The organism is Pseudomonas sp. 21 (genome assembly GCF_000955805.1).
Classification (GTDB): domain Bacteria; phylum Pseudomonadota; class Gammaproteobacteria; order Pseudomonadales; family Pseudomonadaceae; genus Pseudomonas.
The window spans coordinates 80,076-80,418 of sequence record NZ_JYOA01000015.1 but is presented as its reverse complement, the minus strand read 5'-3'; positions in this window follow the sequence as shown (position 1 = coordinate 80,418).

The window sequence follows — 343 nt, the reverse complement described above, 5'->3', positions numbered from 1 at the left end:
TACGAAACTAGGGGCGATTCAGACATCCGGTTTTTCGCTTAGGCGAAAAATACCCTCGTTGAATTGGAGTTTCAGGGGTTGAGCGACATGGATGTCGCGAGAGCGGCGATGGGCCAGGGACGGCCCTTCGCCGCGGGCCCCTGAAACTCCGAAGAACCGAGGGTACTTTTCGCGAAGCGAAAAGCCGGATGGAAGGGCGAGACCTTTTGGTTCCTTTGCGGGGGGCGGCCATCCGTCGTTTGCCAAAAGGGACTCGCCCGAGGGGGCGAAACAAGAAGTCAACGCGCACGCCAAAGCGGCGCAGAAACACCGAATCTAAAAGCCCTTGTAGGAGCGCGCCATG